Below are 19,539 nucleotides of genomic sequence, written 5' to 3'. Positions count from 1 at the left end.
CACCCAGCACAAGGCATAGCGCGGCCGGCGCCGCCCGCAGGCGGCGGCGTTCGTTCCGTACGTGCCGTTCTAGCACCCCATTCACGTCGCTTAACCCGTGCCTGGCCCTTCGTTAGGGCCTTTCCCCTGTCGGCTCGCTTGCGCCCAGCAACTCGACCTGCCCTATGAGCCGCACATCGATCCGCGGCCCAGTATTCCCCTCGACCCAGCCCCGGACACGAATACGTTTACTTTCCAAGGACTTGAGGGTGATGCCAGCGCTTTCGAACGCCGGTAGCGTGCGCTTTGAAATAGTCGCGGTAAAGCCACGTGTCCAGTTTCGTCCGAAGTTGAGGTAGGTCATTGCCCCAGCTTGCCGGACTGACAGGACTTTGCCCTCGACGACCACAAAGCGCCCGATCCCCGCCAAAATATCGTCCGGACTTTCCGCGTTTTTTATGGCCGACGGGTCAGCCCAGCTGCCCTTTTTTTGGCGCCGTGCTGCGGTCTCCGACGCCATCAGGGCGGCCGCGCAGTCCTTGTCCGTGATCTCGGCGGAGACCATGGCGTCGCCCTGGGAGAGTAGCACGGCCTGCACCGAGGTGTCGCTTTCGCCGATGAAGACCAGCGCGCCCTGACGGCCGTAGCGGTCGGGCGTGTCGTCGGTGCCGCGGAGCGTCACATCGCGGCCGGCGAGCAGCGATGTCAGCGCCTGCTTCGTGGTCGTCGTCGGTTCGATTCCGGCGAGACGGATTTCGTGGCCGTCATCGAGGCGGACGCTGCGCGCATCGACGATGGCCGCGACGCGGCCCTCGCCTTGGGACTCGAACTGGCACGGGCTCGCGAGGGCGGCGTGGCTCGCGACGAGAAGGATTGCGACGATGAGGTGAAGCCGTTGCGCCACGTGACCCGGACAGGTTGCGTTACGCGTGAACCATAACTCAAGCGTGGCGGGTCGCGAAGAGGCTTCCACACACTCCGTCATTGCGAGGAGCGAAGCGGTGAAGCAATCCAGACTGCGTCCGTGGAAAGGATTCTGGATTGCTTCCGCCTTCGCTAAAAGCTTCGGCGGACAAGTCGCTGTGCTCGCAATGACGTGGAAACACCTTCCATTCTCCGCTCCATTCCGCTTTGCGGAAAACATGAATGGCAATCGCGCGCTCGCGACCTACCTCGCGCTTGCTGCGCTCTTGCGCATGCGGCATGATTGCGGCAACAGCAATAACCAAGCCGCCATCAGAGTACGGCGCGATAAGGGAGATCGTTTTCCATGAAGCATGTTTTGTCGGGCATTTTTGCCGCCGCGTTTGCTCTCAGCGCGAGCGCCGTGCAGGCCGAGGACAAGCCCCCGCTGAAGATCGGCGGCATCTTGGACATGTCGAGCCTCTATGCCGACATCACCGGCCCCGGCAGCGAGACCGCGGCCAAGATGGCTGTCGAGGATTTTGGCGGCGAGGTGCTCGGACGCAAGATCCAGGTGCTCGCGGCCGACCATCAAAACAAGGCCGATCTCTCCGCCAACATCGCCCGCGACATGCTCGACAACCAGGGCGTTGAGATGATCTACGATGTCGCGGCCTCCGCGACTGCGCTTGCCGCCGGCGAGATCGCCAAAGCGCGCAACAAGATCGTCATCTTCAACGGCCCGGGTTCGATCCGTCTCACCAACGAGGCCTGCGGCCCCTATACCGTGCACTATGTGTTCGACACGTTCGGCCAGGCCAACGTGACCGGCCTTGCCGCCGTGAAGTCGGGCCTCGACACCTGGTACTTCCTCACCGCCGATTATGCCTTCGGCCAGGATCTGGAGAAGGACACCAGCGCCGTCGTGACCAAGACCGGCGGCAAGGTGCTCGGCAGCGTGCGTCATCCGCTCAACACGTCGGACTTTTCCTCATTCCTGCTGCAGGCGCAGGCTTCCAAGGCCAAGGTGATTGGCCTGGCCAACGCCGGCGGCGACACCGTCAACGCCATCAAGCAGGCCGCCGAGTTCGGCATCACCAAGGGCGGCCAGAAGGTTTCGCCGCTGCTCGCCTTCGTCACCGACATCGACTCGATCGGGCTCGAGACCGCGCAGGGCCTGCTGCTGGCCGAAGCGTTCTACTGGGACATGAACGACGAGACGCGCGCCTTCTCCAAGCGCTTCCGGGAGCGTGTGAAGCGGCCGCCGACCTCGGCGCAGGCCGGCGTCTATTCCTCCGTGACGCATTACCTGAAGGCCGTGAAAGCGGCCGGGACGACCGACGCAGCCACCGTGATGAAGGTGATGAAGGAAACGCCGATCAACGATTTCTTCGCCAAGGGTGGCAAGATCCGCGAGGACGGCCGCATGATCCACGACATGTATCTGTTCGAGGTGAAGAAGCCGTCGGAATCGAAGGGCCGCTGGGACGATTACAAGCTGCTCGCCACCGTGCCCGGCAGCGAGGCGTTCCAGTCACTGGAGCAGTCGCGCTGCCCGCTCGTGAAGAAGTAGGATCGCCATTGCGAGCGAAGCGAAGCAATCCAGAGAAGTTTCCGCAGCGAGAGCCTGGATTGCTTCGTCGCAAGAGCTCCTCGCAATGACGGTGTGGCGATAGCCCGGTCAAGCAACAACAAGGAGACGCCCCATGAACGACATGGTCCTGCAAAAGCTCGAAGGCGGGCTGCTCACCATCACGATGAACCGTCCCGAGCGGAAGAATGCGCTCAACCCCGAGATGGTCGCAGGATTGGTCGAGGCGGCGCGCCGCGCGGCTGACGATCCCGAGGTGCGCGCGGTGCTGTTCAAGGGCGCCGGCGGCAGCTTCTGCGTCGGCGGCGACGTCAAGTCGATGGCCGCAGGCCGTGCGCCGCTGCCGTTCGAGCAAAAGCTTGCGAATTTGCGCCGTGGCATGGAGGTCTCGCGCATCCTGCACCAGATGCCGAAACCCGTGGTGGCGCAGCTTGACGGTGCTGCGGCCGGCGCGGGCCTGTCGATGGCGTTGTCTTGTGATCTGCGCATCGCCTCCGAATCCTGCAAGATCACCACCGCCTTCGCGAAAGTCGGCTTCTCCGGCGATTACGGCGGCACCTATTTCCTCACGCAGTTGCTCGGCAGCGCGCGGGCACGCGAGCTCTATCTGATGTCGCCGGTGCTCACCGCCAGGGAAGCGCATGCGATCGGTATGGTGACCAAGGTCGTTCCCGACGCCGAGATCGACGCCGCCGCCCACGAGCTTGCGCTGTCGCTGGCGCAGGGGCCCTCGATCGCGCTCGGCTTCATCAAGCGCAACATCAACAATGCCGAGCATCTGGCGCTAGAGGACTGCTTCGACGGCGAGGCGATCCATCACACCCGCTGCGGTGATACCGAAGACCACAAGGAGGCCGCCAAGGCCTTCGTGGAGAAGCGCAAGCCGACCTTCAGGGGGGCATGACCATGGCGTCCTATATGCGGCTGCGACAGATCTGCCTGGTCGCGCCGCAGCTCGCGCCTGTCGTCTCCGACATCGCGGAGATCATGGGGCTTGCTGTGTGCTACCGCGACGGCAATGTCGCGAAGTACGGCCTGGAGAATGCGCTGCTCCCGGTCGACACGATCTTGCTGGAGGTGGTTGCACCCTTCAAGGGCGGCACCACGGCCGGCCGCTTCATCGAGAAGACCGGCGGCCGCGGCGGCTATATGGCGATCTTCTGCTGTAACGATCCCGACGAGCGTGGGCGCACCGCCAATGCGCTCGGCGTCCGCACCGCCAACGTCATCGACCACGCGCCCTATCACGGCGTTCAGCTCCACCCCCGCGACTGCCGCGCCGCCTTCATTGAGTTCAACCATACCGAAGGCAGCGACGATATTTTGGGAGCGTACCCGCCGGCCGGACCGGACTGGCAAACATTCATCCGCAAGGATGTGACGCAGGCGCTCGCTGGCGTGGAGATGCAGAGCCCGGATCCGCAGGGGCTGGCGGAGCATTGGGGCAAGATCATCGGCGTTGCGCCGAGCGGCGCCGAGCTAAAACTGCCCAATGCGACCTTCCGCTTCGTGAAGGGCGCCAGCGAGATCATGAGTGCGCTGGAGTTTCGGGTGACTGATGTCGCGCAGGTGCTGCACGCGGCGCGGGCGAAAGGGCATGCGGTGGCGGGGAATGAGTTCCTGCTGGGCGGGGTAACGTTCCGGCTTGCTGCCTGAGGTCTTGCCTTCGTAGCTCTCAATCCGTCATCCTGAGGCGCGAGTGATGGGGCGCGAAGCGCCTCATCGGGAGCCTCGAAGGATGAGCGGATCGGCTGGTGGCCGTGCATCCTTCGAGGCCTCCGCTACGCTCCGGCGCCTCAGGATGACGGGGATAGAGGCTGCGGCGCGGCCAACAATAAGAAGGATCACAACATGCCGCATCCGCTCGACAGCTTCTTCGCTCCCGCCAGCATCGCGCTGATCGGGGCCTCGCGCGATCACGAGAAGATCCCGGGCCGGCTCTTGTCGATGCTGCGCAAGAACGAGTATCCGGGCGAGATCTACCCGGTGAACCCGAACTACGCGGATATCGACGGGCTCGCCTGCTACAAATCGATCGCCGACATCGGCGCGCCCATCGACCTCGCCGTCATCATCATCCCGGCCCGCGCCGTGCTGGCCGCGCTCGAGCAATGCGCTGCCGCCGGCGTCAAGAACGCCGTCATCATCTCCTCCGGTTTTGCCGAGGAGGGCGGCGACAGCGCGGCGATGCAGGATGCGATCGCGGCGCTCGCAAGGCGTACCGGCATGCGGATTTCGGGTCCGAACGCCGAAGGCTTCTTCAGCCAGGTGCAGCGCGTGGCGGCGACGTTCAGCCCCGCCGTCGATGTCAAGCCCGGCGTGGTGCCGCTCGTTGCGACGACGAGGCGGATCGGCATCGTCGCGCAGAGCGGCGGTATCGGCTTTGCCTATTATCATCGCGCGCGGGCACTCGGCCTCGCCGTCAGTTATGTCGTCAGCACCGGCAATGAATCCGATCTTGGCGCCGGCGAGTTCCTGGATTATTTGGTGCAGGATTCCTCGACCGACGTGATTCTGCTGTTCATCGAAGGCATCCGCGACGTCGAAAAGTTTCTGGCCGCCGCCCGGCGCGCTGCGGAGGTGAAGAAGCCGGTCATCGTGACAAAAGTCGGTCGCTCAGGCGCAGGCCGGCGCGCGGCGGCCTCACATACCGCGAGCATGGCCGGCTGGTCGGCGGCCTATGATGCGGTGTTCGCAAGATACGGCTTCATTGTCTCTAACGATCTCGACGAGGCGCTGACGATCGCCGCGCTGCTTGTCAGCAATCCGCTGCCGAAGGGCGATCGCGTTGCCGTCGTCACCGTTTCCGGCGGTGCCGGCATCTGGGGTGCCGATGCCGTGGCGCTGCGAGGCTTGCAGGTACCGGAGCTTTCCGAACCGATCCAGGCGGGGATCAAGCAGTTGATGCCGTCCTATGGCACGGCGCGCAACCCGATCGACGTCACCGCGCAGGGCGTCACCTCCGGCGGCCTGCAGAAGAGCGTCGACGTGCTCACCGCCTCCGACGAGGTCGATGCGATCCTGGTCGTGCTGTCGCTTTCGAGCGAAGTGCGCAAGCCATTCAAGGAAGAGGAATTGACGCCGGTGCTCTCGGCGCGGCACAAGCCGGTGGTGTTCTATTCCTACACGGTGCCATCCGACTTTGCGCGCCGTGAGCTCGCCAAATCCGGCGCCGTGGTGCTCACGGGCCTTACCCATGTCGGCGTCGCGATGCGGCAGCTCGTCGACTTCGCCAGCTTCGAGCTGACGCCGCCCGCCGACGCGGCGCGGCTGCCGGCGCGCGATCTGTCTGCGCATCTGAAGTCGCCGATCCTGTCCGAGGCCGACAGCAAGTTGTTGCTCCGCGCCGCCGGCGTTGCGCTGCCGGGTGAGGTGCTGGTGAGGGACAAGAGCGAGCTCGACGAGGCGGTCGCTCGCGTCGGCTTCCCGCTGGTGATGAAGATCCAGTCGCCCGAGATCGCTCACAAGAGCGAAGTCGGCGGCGTGCGCGTCAACATCACCACCAAGGGCGAGGTGTTTCTGGCATTTGAGGCGCTGCTGGACAATGCGCGCAAGCACCGGCCTGAGGCGACCATTCAAGGCGTGCTCGTCGGCCCGATGGCGACGCGGGGTGTCGAGATCATCGTCGGCACGATGACCGACGAGACGTTCGGTCCCATGGTGATGGTGGGTCTCGGCGGCATCACCACAGAACTGTTCCGCGACGTCGTCTATCGCCCGGCGCCGGTGAGCGCGGAGGAGGCGGGCGCGATGCTCGCGGGCCTCAAGGCTGCGCCGCTGTTGAACGGTTTTCGCGGAGCGGCGAAGGCGGATGTTTCGGCTTTATCAGAGTTGATCGCCGATATCTCCATGCTCGCCGCGCGGCATGCAAATGAGATCGCGGAGATCGAGCTCAATCCGGTGCTGGTGCACCCGGAGGGGCAGGGCGTGACGATCGTGGATTCGCTGGTGGTGGGGCGCGGTTAACCCATCTCCCCTTGTGGGAGAGGGTGGCTCGCCGCGTAGCGGCGAGACGGGTGAGGGGTCTCTATCCTCACGAACAGTCCAGCAGAGTTTCATCCGGCGCTTCGCGCCTCTCCCACAAGGGGAGAAGGAAGGAAGAAGCTACCTTCCCTTAAAGTTCGCCGCGCGCCGCTCTTCCGTGGCCTTCACGCCTTCCCTAAAATCTTCCGTCGCCCGCAACCTTGTCTGCTCGGCGAGCTCGTGATTGGTCGCGGCCATGACGCGATCGGCGAGGCCGGCGCGCATCGTGGCGCGGGTGGAGAGCAGGCCGAGCGGGGAGCATTCGGCGATCTCGCCGGCGAGCTTCATCGCGGCCGCCTTGACCTGATCCTGCGGCACCAGCTCGTTGGCGAGGCCCCACTTCACCGCTTCCTCGCCGGTGACGCGGCGGCTGGTGTAGAACATCAGCTCGGCGTTGTTCTTGCCGATCAGCTCGGGCAGCGTCGTTGTCAGGCCGAAGCCGGGATGAAAGCCGAGTTTTGTAAAATTCGCGGAGAAGCGCGCCTCGGGGCAGGTGACGCGGAAATCGGCGGACACTGCGAGGCCCAATCCGCCGCCGATGGCGGCGCCTTGCACCGCGGCGACGATCGGCTTCTTGGCGCGGAAGATGCGCACGGCCTGGATGTAGAGATGGTTGATCGCCCCGAGGCTGTCGGCGGGGTCGCCCTTCTTGTCGGCCTCGCGTGCCTCCTGCGCCTGCCGCGCCGGATCCTGGAAATTGGCGCCGGCGCAGAACGCCTTGCCCTGTGCCGAGAGAACGGAGGCGCGGATCTCGATGTCGCGATCGAATTCGTCGAGCGCATCCGCGATCTGGTTGATCAGCGAAATGTCGAAGAAGTTCAGCGGCGGGCGGCGGATCTCGATGGTGCCGACGTGCCCGACCTTCTCGACGCCGATATCTTTATAGGTGCTCATGATGTCCTCGAAGGTTTAGCGGAGCCCAAGTCCGCGGGCGATGATGCCGCGCAGCACCTCGGTGGTGCCGCCCTGGATGGTGAGTTTCGGCGCGGTCTTGATGGCGAAGTCGAGTTGCCGCTCCAGCGTCTCGCGGTTGGTCGCAGTCTCCTCGACGAAGGCGGCGAGATCGCGGACGCGGTGCGGAAGCTGCTGCTCCCAGACTGTGCCGATGTCCTTGACGATGGACGCCTCGACCACCGGCTCCTTGCCGGCTTCCAGCATGCCGGCGACCGAGACCGACATGCGCCGCATGGTGTGGAGCTGCGCGACCAGTCGTCCGATGCCTTCGGCGCTGCGCGTATCCGGATTGGGTCCGACCGCACGGACCAGCTCGGTCAGCACATAATAGGTCTCGAGGAAACGCTCGGGACCCGAACGCTCATAGGCGAGCTCGCTCGTCGCCTGCTTCCAGGCACCGTCGACCTCGCCGAGCACGTGATCGTCAGGGACGAAGAAGTCGGTGAAGACGACCTCGTTGAACTCGTACTGGCCGGTGATCTGGCCGATCGGGTTCACCTGGATGCCCGGCTGCTTCATCTTGACCAGAAACTGCGTCAGGCCGTGACGGCGGTTTTCCTTGGTCGGCGCCGACGTCCGGAAGATCGCGATCATGTAGTCGGCAATGTGCGCCGACGAGGTCCAGATCTTGGTGCCGTTGATGAGATAGCCGCCGTCGGTCTTGGTTGCGCGCGTCTTCGCGGCGAACAGGTCCGAGCCGGAATTCGGCTCGCTCATGCCGATCGCAAAGCAGATCTCGCCGCGGCAGATCCGGGGCAGGATCTCCATCTTGATGTTTTCAGGCGCGTATTTGATCAGCACCGGCCCGCTCTGGCGGTCGGCGACGAAGAAGCGCCGCGTCGGCGCGTTGGCGACGCGCATCTCCTCGGTCACCACGTAGCGTTCGAGGAAGGAGCGTTCCTGGCCGCCATATTTCTTCGGCCAGGTCATCCCCAGCCAGCCCTTGGCGCCGACCCGGCGTGAGAATTCCGGCGCGTCGGTGTCTTCGCGGTTGGGCTTGTGCGGATCGAAAGTGCCGGCGGCGATTTCCTCGGCGAGAAAGGCGCGCACTTCCTTGCGCAATTGCTCGCACTTTTCGGGCAGGCGGATCGGATCGAAACGGAGCGCAGCGGTCATGTGTTTCTCTCCCTGATCAGCGCGACGCCACGAGCGGCCACAATTCGTCGGCGCCGCGATTTGCGACCAGCTTGCCGAGCTCGACGGCCCAATGGCTCTCCGAACCGAAATCGTCGCGCCAGGCCAGCGCCCGCAGCGAATAGCGGTGCAGGATGTGCTCAAGGGTGAAGCCGATCGCGCCGTGGACCTGATGCGCGATGGCGCCGCCCTTTTCCGCGGCTTCCGCGCAGCGGATCTTTGCCGAGGCGGCTTCGAGATAGACCTCGTCGTCAAAACGCGTCGCATTCGCGATGGCGTCGGCCGCGGACGTCGCAGCCGCAAGGGCCGCGGCGGATTCACCGGCGAGGCGCGCCAGATTGTGCTGCACCGCCTGAAATTTCGAGATCTTCTTCTCGAAGGCGACGCGTTCGTTGGAATAGCGCACGGAGATGTCGAGCATCGATTCCAGCGCGCCCGCGATCTGCAGGCTGCGCGCAACGCCGCCCATCAGCATCATCGTGGTCTGGTCAAAGCCCTTCGACGCGGCCTTGAGTGTGACGGGCTGGACCTTGTCGAGCGTCACGGTGTCGCTGTGGTCGTAGCCGACATTGAGCCCGGATTCGATGCGCGCCTTGGCCGCATCGACCAGCGCGATCGAGACGCCATCCTTGCCATGTGCGAGCACCGCAAAATGCTTGGCCGCCTTCGCAAAGGGCACGCCGCGGGCGCGGCCTGAGAGTGAACCGTCGGCATCGAGGGTGATGCGATCTTTCGGGCTCGCCGGCAGCACCGTCATCTCGCCTTCGGGCGAGGCGATCTTCGCCTGCGCCAGCAGCCAGCCCGCCAGCATGGTCTCAGCCAGCGGAACCGCGACGGCGAAACGGCCGGCGGCGTTCAGCAGCGCAAAGCCGTCGGCAAGGCTCGCGCCGGAGCCGCCGAGATCATCGGGCACCCAGGACAACGGCAGGCCGGCTTCGCTCAGCGCCTGCCACAGCGGCCCCTGCCAGGAGTTCTTCTTGTCGTTGTTGACCTCTTGCGGATCGGCAAGATCGGCGAAGATCTTCTCCGCGGTCTCGACGACGATGTTGTCACTCTCCGCCACAGCGTTCCCCGTGTTTTGCCGTTGGCGCCTCCCGCCTCGTTGAGCGGGCGCGCAGGTCTTCTTGCGCCCGATGATCCGAAAAAGCCATGGCCCTGACAAGCGTTGATCGCAGGTCAACCTGCGGCGCAGGCATGGGCGAAGAGCCGACAGGGGCTAATTCCGCTTAGCGGAGTTTGCTCGATTTGCAGGGCGCGGCAAACTCGCTAAACAAGGCCGGCTATTTCAAGGCTTGCATCAGAACCAGGGGAAGGAAATCCGGATGGCCAAAGACAGCTTGTGTGCAATCGTGACGGGGTCTGCCTCCGGCCTTGGCGCTGCGACCGCGGAAATTCTTGCGCGCAGCGGGGCGCGGCTCGTCATCAACTATTCGTCGAGCCAGAAGGAGGCCGAGGCCACGGCAGAGCTCTGCCGCAAGGCCGGCGCTGCGGAAGTCCTCGTCGCGCAGGGCGACGTTTCCAAGGACGAGGATTGCCGCAAGATCGTCGCGGTCGCCAGCGGCTGGGGCCGGCTCGATATCCTCGTCAACAATGCCGGCACCACCAAGCATGTCGCTCACGCCGATCTCGACGGCTTGTCGGCTGAAGATTTCCAGCGCGTCTATGGCGTCAACACCATCGGCCCGTTCCAGATGGTGCGCGCGGCGCGCAACTTGCTGGAGGCCGGCGCGAAGGCTTCGGGTCGCCCCTCCGCCGTGGTCAACGTGTCCTCGGTCGCCGGCATCAGCGGCGTCGGCTCGTCGATCGCCTACGCTGCGAGCAAGGGCGCGCTCAACACCATGACGTTGTCGCTGTCGCGCGCGCTGGCGCCGCTGATCCGCGTCAATACGGTATGCCCCGGCTATATCGACACGCCCTGGTTCACCAAGGGCCGCGGCGAAGCCGGCGCCAAGCAGGTGCGCGATAGCGTGGTGGCGAAGGTGCCGCTGAAGGTCGCATCGACAGCGGAGGACATCGCGCAGCTCGTCTGCTTCCTGGCGATGCCGGCCTCCAGCAACATGACCGGCGAGGTCGTGCGCATGGATGCGGGGATGCATTTGATTACGTGATGTTACACGACGTCATTCCGGGTTCGCGCTTTGCGCGCCCCGGAATGACAGTGGCTACCCCTTGATCACGCCGCTCGCCACCAGCCGGTGCCAGATGAACAGCACCACCACTGCGCCAATTGTGGCCATGATGAAGCCGGCGCCCTGGTCGGGACTGTAGTGACCGATCGCCTGGCCGATGAAGGTCGCGAGGAATGCGCCGGCGATGCCGAGGATGGTGGTGAGGATGAAGCCGCTCGGGTTGTTCGGTCCCGGCGCCAGCCAGCGCGCGATGAGGCCGGCGACGAAGCCGACGACGATGATCCACAACAGGCCGCCCATGCTCATGAGTGTGCTCCCCTTCCCGAATGCGCGTCGATCAAAGTCTGCCCGAGATCTCGTTCTCGGTCGGCAGCCGTCCGTCCGGCGTCAAATGGTCGATCACCTGCGGCAGATACTGGCTGAGGCCGTTGAGCAATTCGTCGCGCGACAGGCCGCTCTGGGCTGACAGGCTCTCGATCTGATCGGCGCCGAGTGCGCTCGCGAGATCGCCGGGCGCGATCGGCTTGTTCTCGCCCTTGCCGACCCAGGAATTCGCAGCATCGCTGTGGCCGCCCTGCTGGAGCTGGTTGAGGAGATCGCCGAGGCCGCCGCTGAGCACGGTTCCGGCCGCACCGCCGGCGAGCAAGCCGCCGAGCCCGCCCTTGAGCAGGCCTCCGAGACCGCCAAGACCGCCGCTGTCCGCGGTGTTCACGTTCACCGGCGAAGGGGCGGGCGTCGGCGACGGTTGCGGTGCGGTGCCGGATTGGTTTGCGGTCATGTGCTTGAACGCCTTCCAGGCGAGCAGGCCGAGCAGCGCCATGGTCATCGGCGACATGCCGCCGGAGGATTTCTCGGAGCTTGGCGTAGAGGGACCGCGGGGGCCGTTCTGCATGCCGTTGAGGACGTCGAGTAGACCCATGGTGCTCTCCTTTGGCGTCTCGTTCGGCGAGCGCTCGCCGCTGACAACCCCCGGGCGAAAACATATGGGGCCCTCATGACGGTTACAAGTCGGATGCACCGCGATTGGTCGCCGGCCTCGCCTCTGCTATCGAGGGCGGGCCGTTCAGGGAGCAAGGCGAGGTGATGACGGATCGACCGATCGTGTTGGCCGGCGCGGGTGCCATCGGCTGCTTCGTCGGCGGCATGCTGGCGGCGGCGGGCCGCCGCGTCGCGCTGCTGGTGCGGCCGCGGGTGAAGACCGAGATCGAGCGGTTCGGCCTACGGCTGACCGATTTCGACGGCTCCGAGAAAAAGCTAGGCGCGGGCCAGCTTGCGCTGTCGGAGGATCCTTCGATCTTCCACAGTGCCGGCATCGTGCTGGTCACGGTGAAAAGCGCCGACACCGCCGATGTCGCGGATCAGATCGCGCAGCACGCCCCTGAGGATGCCGTCATCGTCTCGCTTCAGAACGGCATCGGCAATGTCGCGGTGCTGCGCGAGCGGCTCGGTGGCCGCCGCGTGCTCGCCGGCATGGTGCCGTTCAACGTGATTGCGATGGGCGAGGGGCGCTTCCATCGCTCGACCTCCGGCGACATCCATATCGGCGAGGACGCCGAGAATACGGCGGCGGCGCTCTCGGTGCCTGGCCTTGCCATGCGCGCAAGCGGTGACATCACCGGCGTGCAATGGGGCAAGCTGATCATCAATCTGAACAATGCGCTGAGCGCGCTGTCCGACATGCCGCTTGCGGCACAATTGGCCAACCGCGACTGGCGCAGGCTGTTCGCGGACCAGATGGCCGAGGGGCTCGCCGCGCTGAAGGCCGCCGGCATCGCGCCGGTCTCGGCGACGCCGATCCCGATGAACTGGACGCCGGCCTTGCTGCGGCTGCCCGACGTGATCTTCAACGCGATCCTGGGACGAACCATGAAGATCGATCCCGAGGCGCGCTCTTCGATGTGGCAGGACCTGAAACAGGGCCGCAAGACCGAGATCGACTATCTTCAGGGCGCAGTCATCGCGCTCGCCGAGCAAAACCATCTCGACGTGCCGCTGATGCGCCGCATTGTTGCGCTGATCAAGCAAGCCGAGGCGGCCGGCAACGGACCGCCGCGTCTGACGCCGCCGCAGATCCGCCGGTAGTGCTTGAGTGCGAAGGAGGAACGCGATGAAGCGTGGTTTTGTGATCGGGCTCGCGCTGGCCGCGTTCTGCGGCGCCTCGACGCTCGCCGACGCCAGGCCGCCGACGGTCGTGAACTCGCCGGGCTATGACAGGCGATTGCAGGAGAGCCGGTCGCAGTTGGGGAGTTCGCCGACGGTAACGTCGCCGGCGGATGTGCCGGTGGCCAAACCGAAGCACGGTAAGAAGAAGCGCACGAAGTGAGGTGCGACGCTCTCGTAGGGTGGGCAAAGCGAAGCGTGCCCACCATCTCTCTCAATCATAAATGAATGGTGGGCACGGCGCTTTGCGCCTTTGCCCACCCTACGGTCATCTCGCAACGACAGCCGCTACTTCAGCTCTTCTTCGCCGGCTTGCTCGGCGCCGGGTTGAATAGCTTCTTCAGATCGTTCAAGCTTTCCGATAGCCGTGGCCATTCGCAGGAGAACGAGCCCTTGGTGCACGGTGCGCCCTTCGGCCGCTGGCCGGCGGTCTGCTGCACCTTCGGCCGCTCGGCGGGGATAGGCACGCGCTCGACGTCGGTTCGCAATGCGACCTGCTGGAGTTGCCGCGCCTGTTGCTCCTGCTGCTCGCGCTGTTGGCGCGCGGTTGCTTGGGCGGCTTCGTTGCTGCGTCGCTCTTTGGCGAGATAGGCGGTATAGGCTTCGTCGATCTTCTTCTGCTCCTCCGGTGTCGGGTTGGGCCCGGCGATGTCGAAGCTGCGATCCTGCAGGAAGTCGTAATAGGAATAACCGCCGCCTGCCTTGCGGCGGCCGGCAAACTTGGCGTTGCAATCGGCAAGCGCCGATGTCTTCTCGGCCTTGGTCGCGGCCTTCTCGGCGGCGTCGGCGCATTGCTCGAAGTCGACCGGCGCGCGTTTCCACCATTGCGCCCGGGCATGCGGCAGCGTCAGCAGAAGACATCCTGCTGCGGCAACGAGAAGCAGCGCCGCACGACGCCATGCAATCACGGACGACATTCTACGAGAGCATTCCTTGCAAAACTCAACCCGAACTGAGTCGAGCCAGATTTTTGCCTCTTTATCGCCGGCTTGTCACCCATGGAACCCGGGAAATTCATGGCTGCAATGCTGACATTTTTTGCTTGACGTTGCGCAGGAGTCACAGCGTCGCGCTCGCCGGCTGCTGCACTTCGCCGCGCGAGCGCCTCATCCGAGGCGAGCCTGAGACAACGAAGTGGAAACGCCTGCGGCCAAGGGCGCCAAGCCCGGCGAGTTGGTTGCGATGCTTCGAGATCGTCAGCGCCCCGCCGCGCGATGAGTCCGGCAAAGTCCGCCGCACGCTGTTGCGCGATGAGCGCGCAGCGTGGTTGAAGGAAGGGCGCGCCTTCCGGATTTGGCCGGCGAAGGCGCGGGCGCACGCCGAGTAAACCCGGAAGGACTGACATGACGATTACCATCGCAGCGAACAGCGTGCCGAAGCCGCCGGCCGAGATCATCCAGGGCTTTCGGAATGCGCCGACCTCGGTCATTTCAGACAATCTTGCCCGGCTGCCGGGCGCGGTGGGCCTGAAACCCTACCATCGCGGTGGCAAGCTGGTTGGCACGGCCTTCACCGTGCGCACCCGTCCCGGCGACAATCTCGCGATCCACCGCGCGCTCGAGCTGGTCGGTCCCGGCGACGTCATCGTGGTCGATGGCGGCGGCGACGAGACGCGCGCGCTGGTCGGCGAGATCATGAAGAACATCGCGCAATGGCGCAAAGCGGAAGGTTACGTCATCGACGGCGCGATCCGCGATGTCGCGGCCTTCGCGGCCGACGACTTTCCCTGCTATGCCCGCGCGGTGATCCATCGCGGCCCCTACAAGAACGGTCCCGGCGAGATCAACGTGCCGGTGACGATCGGCGGGAGCGTCATCTCGCCCGGCGACATCGTCGTCGGCGACGAGGACGGTGTGGTGTCGTTTCCTGCCGCGGGTGCCGCCGCGCTGCTGGACGCCGTCCGCGCCCAGGTCGCGCGCGAGGAGGAGACATTGAAGGCGATCCGCGAGGGCCGCTATCAGGGCTCCTACGGCAAATCCTGATCGGGCGAGAGCGAAGGGGAGGATGGCGTGAGCCAAAAAGAAGAATTCCACAATATCGACAATCCCGACGACGGGCTGTTCCGCGAGCTCGCGGCCGGGGTGACCACGCGCATCTTTTCCGGCGAGCAGGCGATGCTGTCGGTGGTGACGCTGGCGCCGCATGCGCAAGGCACGCTGCATCATCATCCCGAGGAGCAATGGGGCGTGCTGCTCGACGGCTCCGCCATTCGCGTCCAGGGCGACGAGGAAATCCCGGTGAAGAAGGGCGATTTCTGGCGCACCCCCGGCAACGTGCCGCACACCATGCGCGCCGGCCCTGACGGCGCCCGGGTGCTGGACATCTTCAGCCCGCCTCGGCCAGAATACAAAAAAGCCGGGTCGGGTTTCGGGACGACCTAAGCGCTTCGCGCTTAGGCTGTGTTTTTGAGCACGATCTTTTCGGAAAACCGCTGCACACTTTTCCAGATCATGCTTTGGCGCCAAAGAGCAAAAAGCCAGGCGCTGAGAACAAAAAGGGAGGGGACCATGACGATCACACGACGCACGCTCTTGGCCGCACCGGCCATTCTCGCAATGACGCCGGCGGCGGCGCAGGCCGGCAAGATCACGCTGGTGGTGCCGTTTCCGCCCGGCGGCTCGACCGATGCGATGGCGCGGTTGCTGCAGAGCAATCTGCAAACGAAGCTCGGCCGCATCGTCGTGGTCGAGAACAAATCGGGCGCCGCCGGCGCTCTCGGTGCGGCGCAGGTCGCCAAGAGCCCGGCGGACGGCTCGACCTTCCTGGTCACCTTCGATTCGCACGCGGTGATTCCGTCGATCCTCGACAAGCCGCCGGTGGACGTCGAGCGCGAGCTGATGCCGGTGTTGCTGATCGGCACCGCGCCTTACGTGATCGCGGCGGGTGCCGACCGTCCCTATAAGAGCTTTGCCGACGTCGTGGCGGCCTGCAAGGCGACGCCCGGCGCGGTGAAATATGCCTCGGTCGGCATCGGCACGCTCGGCCATCTCGCCATGACCGTGCTCGGCAGCAAGGCCGGCGTCGAGATCATGCACGTGCCCTATCGCGGCGGCGGGCCGGCGATGAATGACGTGCTCGGCGGTCATGTCGATCTCATCGCGGGCTCGGCGGCGTTGGTCGCCGCCCAGCTCGGCACCAACATGCTGCGTCCGATCCTGCAGCTCGGCCGCGAGCGGCTGCCGGCCCTGCCTGATACTCAGACCGCGATCGAGGCGGGCTTTCCCGATTTCGAGACGCTGGCCTGGTGGGGTATCTTCGCCCCCGCAGGCACGCCGCCGGACATCGTCGCGGCCTTCGCGACGGCGTCCAAAGAGATCCTGAGCGAGCCCGCGACCGCCACCCAGCTAAAGGAAACGCAGCACATGACGCTGCTGCTCCAGGACGGCGCCGCCTTCAAGTCCTTCTTCGACAAACAGGTCGCCTATTGGGGCAAGGTGGTGAAGGACAATAATATCAGGGCGTAGCCGGCCGCCGTTTCATGATGTCCGCAGCGGCCGCGCAAAGCTGAGCTCATGGCCGTCGGGATCGGTGAGATGGAAATACCGTTCGCCCCATTCCGCATCGCGCGGGATGGTCGATGGCCGCCAGCCGGCTGCGCGCGCCTGCGCAAAGGTCGCGTCCACGTCGACGACATGGAAGATGACGCGGCCCCACCAGGACCAGCGCTTGTCATCTGGCTGCGCCGTCAGGTTGAGAAAGCCGCTGCCGGCGCGAAAGCTCGTGAACGCTGCGGCTTCGCCGCCATACAGCAGCTCGAACCCGAGCGAGTTGTAGAAGCGCACGGCGCGCGCCATGTCATGGGTGCCGAGCGTGATGGCGCTGATGCTGTCGATCATGTGAGCTGCTCCGCGAGGGAAATCCGGAAGCCATTGTACAGCCTCCTCGCTCGGGTTCACGACGACCCGCCTTGCGGCTGGCGAACGGCATTCTGCTCTGCTATGAGGGGGCCGAACCTGCCGCGCCGGGTTCCGCGGTCCCGTAGCTCAGCCGGATAGAGCGACGGTTTCCTAAACCGTAGGTCGGAAGTTCGAGTCTTCCCGGGATCGCCATTTTTCGTGGGCCGCCGTTACGGTTCGCCACGCCGATCGGCGCAAAAATTGCTACAGGTGAACGGATCCTTCCTTGCTGGCCAGGCCGGCGTGCCCGCCACATCTCACTGTTCCCACCCGGAGACGACAATGCCTTTCGACCTGATCCTGCGCGGGGGCCGCGTGGTTGACCCCTCGCAGAAGCTCGATGCCGTGACCGACGTTGCCTTCGCCGGCGGCAAGGTCGCCGCCATCGGCACCGGGCTCAAGGCCGATCTCGGCACGGATGTGCGCGATGTTTCGAAATACATCGTGACGCCGGGGCTGATCGATCTGCACACCCATGTCTATTGGGGCGGCACCTCGCTCGGCATCGACGCCGAGGAGTTCTGCCGTCTCTCCGGCGTTACCACGGCGGTCGACACTGGCAGCGCCGGGCCAGGCAATTTCGCCGGCTTCCGCAAGCATGTGATCGAGCCGAGCCAGGTCCGCATCCTCGCCTATCTGCACGTCTCGCATGCCGGCATCTTCGGCTTCTCGCACCGGATCATGGTCGGCGAGAGCGAGGAGCTGCGGCTGATGAATCCGATCGAGGCGGCCAAGGTGGCCGATGCCAACCGCGATCTCATCGTCGGCATCAAGGTGCGCGTCGGCTTGCACTCTTCAGGGACGTCGGGAACGGTGCCGCTCGACATCGCGCTGCAGGTTGCCGACGAGGTCGGCATGCCCCTGATGGCGCATATCGACCATCCGCCGCCGAGCTATGAGGAGGTGCTGGCACGTCTGCGTCCCGGCGACGTGCTGACCCACGCGTTTCGCCCGTTCCCCAACACGCCGGCGACCGCGCAAGGCACGGTGAAGAAGGCGGTGCTGGATGCGCGCGAGCGCGGCGTGCTGTTCGACATCGGCCACGGCAAGGGCTCGTTCGCGTTCAAGACCGCGCGTGCGATGCTCGCGAACGGCTTCTATCCCGACACGATTTCCTCGGACATCCACCAGCTCTGCATCGACGGCCCCGCCTTCGACCAGGTCACGACCATGTCGAAATTCCTGTGCATGGGCATGGAGCTGTCCGATGTGATTGCGGCCTCGACGGTGAATGCGGCGATGGCGCTGCGGCGCCCCGAACTCGGCAGCCTCAAGCCCGGCAGCGTCGGCGACGCCACGCTGATCTCGGTGAGCCGGGGCCAGTTCGACTACGAGGACGTGGTCGGCGAGCATCTCATTGGCGACCGCAAGATCGTCTCGGAAGGCGTCGTCATCGGCGGCCGCTGGTGGCATCCGAATTAAGCGGCGCGCGCGCCTAAATCGAATGCTTGCCTCTTCGGTCAGCGCACCGTGCAATGCAACGAACTAGCCAGGATATCATGGCGATCGAGGTATGCCTTTTCGTCCTCGGAGCGCTATTTGAGCTTGTTCGCAATGCTGTCGAACGTTGCGAATACAGGCTCGATAGCGTACCCGGCGAGAAATGACAGGGCAAAAGCAGACACCGAACTCTGGGACAAGACGCCGCCGAAGCCGATGGCAACGCCTGCCAGGGCTCCCAGCGTCACGCGAACCAAATTGCGAATTCCAGATGTGCTGGAATATGAGCTGGTTCTAATCTGTTCTGATAGCATCCGGACGACATAGGCACAGGAGCCGGTCAGCCCCAATAGTATGGGCAAGATGGTTGCCCTGATCATGCTTCCAACGTCTTGCGCGCGCTGCGTTATGGGTTGGGCTCGGCGCGACAACAAGCGATAATTGTCAACCGTGTCTTGCACGACACCCAGTTTTGTCGGAATGCCGCCGTCACCTTTTTCGTAGCAGAACGAATTTTTGGAGAATTCCTTGTCTCTTTCGCAAACGGGATAACGCTTCCAGTTCAAGTACGCGACTGAGTCCGTTTTGGAATAAAGTGTGTCCGCGTTGGAATACAATGTCGGCAATGCGCTCGCCAGTTTATCAGCAGCGGCTCGATACTCGGCATCCTTCTGCATTTCTGCCTTCGCTGGAGCAACAAAGTCATCGTCTTTGGTAAGGCCTTTACTCCTCAAAATGGAAAGCTGCTTCCCGACGTCGTCTGCTATCGGATCGGTAATCTTCACCAGGTTTTTCACGTCGTCGTTTATGGTTGTGGTGTTTGACGTGAGAAACATTAGCGTTGCCGAAACGATCAACAGCACGAAGAGAAGCGACATATACCAAAATGCCGCGCGCTGCGGTGCCGTCGTCATCGTCCCAGCAGGGGCCAGCCAAAATCTCGACGGAATTTGGTCGGTGCTGGTAATGAGCGTGTCGGTGTTGACCGGACTTATAAGCGAGCAAAGCGAATTGAAGCTGATCCAGAACTTTGCAGCTATTGCTGGCGTCCAACCGTTAGCCGCGTGCGCATCCAGACTTTCCTGAGCAGTAGTTATAACGTCGGCCAAAGCCTTCTTCTTTTCGTTATCCGTTATGGTTTGGGCGGCAAATTTTATCAACGGGCCGCATTGCTTGAGGGTGGAAATCTCCAAGTCACTTGCATTCGCCATCGATGAAATCCTTTGTGTCGATGATCGTGTCGTCAAAAATTCTGTTTGGCATCAAAAATGTTATGGATGCGCGAGTTGTGTACACAAAGTAACCTTTGGGTGCAAGCGGGGGGCGGCTC

Annotated in this window: 21 protein-coding genes and 1 tRNA gene; 13 read left to right on the top strand and 9 right to left on the bottom strand. The window is 64.2% G+C overall.

Translation table 11 applies throughout. The annotated features are described in order from the left end of the window. Window positions 1-112: 112 nt before the first annotated feature. The gene (locus IVA81_RS01210) at window positions 113-964 is read right to left on the bottom strand and encodes a thermonuclease family protein (protein ID WP_247311016.1); all 852 of its coding nucleotides are present in this window, start codon (window positions 962-964) and stop codon (window positions 113-115) included. Between the two features lie 16 nt (window positions 965-980). Between IVA81_RS01210 and IVA81_RS01205 the strand changes: the two genes are divergently transcribed. The 5 genes from IVA81_RS01205 (at window position 981) to IVA81_RS01185 (ending at window position 6,439) form a co-directional block, all read left to right on the top strand. After that, window positions 981-1,253: a hypothetical protein gene (locus IVA81_RS01205; RefSeq protein WP_247311013.1), complete on the top strand. Its 273-nt coding sequence runs from the start codon at window positions 981-983 to the stop codon at window positions 1,251-1,253. Continuing rightward, a complete protein-coding gene (locus IVA81_RS01200) occupies window positions 1,250-2,455 on the top strand; it encodes an ABC transporter substrate-binding protein (protein ID WP_247311010.1) in 1,206 nt (401 codons plus the stop codon). Before IVA81_RS01205 ends, IVA81_RS01200 begins: the two co-directional genes overlap by 4 nt. Window positions 2,456-2,588: 133 nt before the next feature. After that, window positions 2,589-3,377 (top strand): enoyl-CoA hydratase, encoded by a 789-nt coding sequence (locus IVA81_RS01195; RefSeq protein ID WP_194405655.1) that lies wholly within the window; start codon window positions 2,589-2,591, stop codon window positions 3,375-3,377. A 2-nt stretch (window positions 3,378-3,379) separates the two neighbouring features. Further along, entirely contained in the window at window positions 3,380-4,129 is a 750-nt protein-coding gene (locus IVA81_RS01190; RefSeq protein WP_247311172.1) for a hypothetical protein, read from the top strand. Window positions 4,130-4,324: 195 nt separating this feature from the next. After that, window positions 4,325-6,439, top strand: coding sequence for an acetate--CoA ligase family protein (locus IVA81_RS01185; protein ID WP_247311007.1), 2,115 nt, complete (start codon window positions 4,325-4,327; stop codon window positions 6,437-6,439). A gap of 138 nt (window positions 6,440-6,577) precedes the next feature. Here the strand turns inward: IVA81_RS01185 and IVA81_RS01180 are convergent, their stop codons facing one another. Genes IVA81_RS01180 through IVA81_RS01170 form a run of 3 tightly spaced genes read right to left on the bottom strand, consistent with a single transcriptional unit; the run spans window position 6,578 to window position 9,647 of the window. Further along, window positions 6,578-7,390: an enoyl-CoA hydratase/isomerase family protein gene (locus tag IVA81_RS01180; RefSeq protein WP_247311004.1), complete on the bottom strand. Its 813-nt coding sequence runs from the start codon at window positions 7,388-7,390 to the stop codon at window positions 6,578-6,580. A 15-nt stretch (window positions 7,391-7,405) separates the two neighbouring features. Beyond that, on the bottom strand, window positions 7,406-8,566 hold the full coding sequence (locus IVA81_RS01175) for an acyl-CoA dehydrogenase family protein (RefSeq protein ID WP_247311002.1): 1,161 nt from the start codon (window positions 8,564-8,566) through the stop codon (window positions 7,406-7,408). Window positions 8,567-8,582: 16 nt separating this feature from the next. Continuing rightward, window positions 8,583-9,647, bottom strand: coding sequence for an acyl-CoA dehydrogenase family protein (locus IVA81_RS01170; protein WP_247310999.1), 1,065 nt, complete (start codon window positions 9,645-9,647; stop codon window positions 8,583-8,585). 259 nt (window positions 9,648-9,906) lie between these two features. Here IVA81_RS01170 and IVA81_RS01165 point away from each other — a divergent pair, with 259 nt between their 5' ends. Continuing rightward, window positions 9,907-10,692 carry an SDR family oxidoreductase gene (locus IVA81_RS01165; protein WP_247310996.1) on the top strand — a complete coding sequence of 262 codons (786 nt, stop codon included), beginning with the start codon at window positions 9,907-9,909 and terminating at the stop codon, window positions 10,690-10,692. Window positions 10,693-10,746: 54 nt separating this feature from the next. On the opposite strand, the gene IVA81_RS01160 is transcribed toward IVA81_RS01165, so the two are convergent. Together IVA81_RS01160 and IVA81_RS01155 are read right to left on the bottom strand one after the other, a co-directional pair. Then, on the bottom strand, window positions 10,747-11,019 hold the full coding sequence (locus tag IVA81_RS01160) for a GlsB/YeaQ/YmgE family stress response membrane protein (protein WP_196236584.1): 273 nt from the start codon (window positions 11,017-11,019) through the stop codon (window positions 10,747-10,749). A gap of 31 nt (window positions 11,020-11,050) precedes the next feature. After that, on the bottom strand, window positions 11,051-11,632 hold the full coding sequence (locus IVA81_RS01155; protein ID WP_247310993.1) for a YidB family protein: 582 nt from the start codon (window positions 11,630-11,632) through the stop codon (window positions 11,051-11,053). A 161-nt stretch (window positions 11,633-11,793) separates the two neighbouring features. Between IVA81_RS01155 and IVA81_RS01150 the strand changes: the two genes are divergently transcribed. Beyond that, window positions 11,794-12,795: a 2-dehydropantoate 2-reductase gene (locus IVA81_RS01150; protein ID WP_247310990.1), complete on the top strand. Its 1,002-nt coding sequence runs from the start codon at window positions 11,794-11,796 to the stop codon at window positions 12,793-12,795. A 25-nt stretch (window positions 12,796-12,820) separates the two neighbouring features. After that, complete coding sequence (locus tag IVA81_RS01145) at window positions 12,821-13,036, top strand: hypothetical protein (RefSeq protein ID WP_247310987.1); 216 nt, start codon at window positions 12,821-12,823, stop codon at window positions 13,034-13,036. A gap of 130 nt (window positions 13,037-13,166) precedes the next feature. On the opposite strand, the gene IVA81_RS01140 is transcribed toward IVA81_RS01145, so the two are convergent. Beyond that, window positions 13,167-13,790, bottom strand: a complete 624-nt coding sequence (locus tag IVA81_RS01140) for a hypothetical protein (RefSeq protein WP_247310983.1) — start codon at window positions 13,788-13,790, stop codon at window positions 13,167-13,169. 426 nt (window positions 13,791-14,216) lie between these two features. Here IVA81_RS01140 and IVA81_RS01135 point away from each other — a divergent pair, with 426 nt between their 5' ends. The 3 genes from IVA81_RS01135 (at window position 14,217) to IVA81_RS01125 (ending at window position 16,337) form a co-directional block, all read left to right on the top strand. Then, on the top strand, window positions 14,217-14,855 hold the full coding sequence (locus IVA81_RS01135) for an RraA family protein (RefSeq protein ID WP_247310980.1): 639 nt from the start codon (window positions 14,217-14,219) through the stop codon (window positions 14,853-14,855). Window positions 14,856-14,882: 27 nt separating this feature from the next. Then, entirely contained in the window at window positions 14,883-15,254 is a 372-nt protein-coding gene (locus IVA81_RS01130) for a cupin domain-containing protein (RefSeq protein ID WP_166819109.1), read from the top strand. Window positions 15,255-15,380: 126 nt separating this feature from the next. Then, window positions 15,381-16,337 (top strand): tripartite tricarboxylate transporter substrate-binding protein, encoded by a 957-nt coding sequence (locus IVA81_RS01125; protein ID WP_247310977.1) that lies wholly within the window; start codon window positions 15,381-15,383, stop codon window positions 16,335-16,337. A gap of 12 nt (window positions 16,338-16,349) precedes the next feature. Here the strand turns inward: IVA81_RS01125 and IVA81_RS01120 are convergent, their stop codons facing one another. Beyond that, a complete protein-coding gene (locus IVA81_RS01120) occupies window positions 16,350-16,709 on the bottom strand; it encodes a VOC family protein (protein ID WP_247310974.1) in 360 nt (119 codons plus the stop codon). Between the two features lie 136 nt (window positions 16,710-16,845). Here IVA81_RS01120 and IVA81_RS01115 point away from each other — a divergent pair. Beyond that, a tRNA-Arg gene (locus tag IVA81_RS01115) sits at window positions 16,846-16,922 on the top strand. A 129-nt stretch (window positions 16,923-17,051) separates the two neighbouring features. After that, on the top strand, window positions 17,052-18,191 hold the full coding sequence (locus IVA81_RS01110) for an amidohydrolase/deacetylase family metallohydrolase (protein ID WP_247310971.1): 1,140 nt from the start codon (window positions 17,052-17,054) through the stop codon (window positions 18,189-18,191). A 113-nt stretch (window positions 18,192-18,304) separates the two neighbouring features. On the opposite strand, the gene IVA81_RS01105 is transcribed toward IVA81_RS01110, so the two are convergent. Continuing rightward, window positions 18,305-19,420 carry a hypothetical protein gene (locus tag IVA81_RS01105; protein WP_247310968.1) on the bottom strand — a complete coding sequence of 372 codons (1,116 nt, stop codon included), beginning with the start codon at window positions 19,418-19,420 and terminating at the stop codon, window positions 18,305-18,307. Between the last annotated feature and the right edge of the window lie 119 nt (window positions 19,421-19,539).

It is taken from the genome of Bradyrhizobium sp. 141 (assembly GCF_023074055.1).
Classification (GTDB): domain Bacteria; phylum Pseudomonadota; class Alphaproteobacteria; order Rhizobiales; family Xanthobacteraceae; genus Bradyrhizobium.
The sequence above is the reverse complement of the archived record's forward strand: the minus strand, read 5'-3'. Positions and strand labels throughout refer to the sequence as shown.